We start from the raw sequence: 211 nt of genomic DNA, 5'->3' as shown, positions 1-211 counted from the left end.
AACCCTTCCGTCCAATCAAAACGGAATACTATTCAGCAAGTCTTATATCGTCAGGAAAAGTATTTGGCTCTTCAAGGCTTGACATATCTAATCTTGGAAAGGTTACGTATGCCACAGATCAGGAGGGATTCGTTGAACGGTATGTTAGTTTTTCTTACATCGGTAATGATATTACTCCCGATGAAATGTATTTGGTAGATAATCTATAGGT

The 211-nt window shown here is 37.9% G+C and carries 1 pseudogene; it reads left to right on the top strand.

The features are described 5' to 3' along the window. Positions 1-209: pseudogene (locus HJW02_RS13635) on the top strand (hypothetical protein); the annotation flags it as partial. Positions 210-211 lie beyond the last annotated feature (2 nt).

Origin of the sequence: Akkermansia sp. GGCC_0220, assembly GCF_017566105.1 — a bacterium.
GTDB classification, from domain to species: domain Bacteria; phylum Verrucomicrobiota; class Verrucomicrobiia; order Verrucomicrobiales; family Akkermansiaceae; genus Akkermansia; species Akkermansia massiliensis.
The sequence above is the reverse complement of the archived record's forward strand: the minus strand, read 5'-3'. Positions and strand labels throughout refer to the sequence as shown.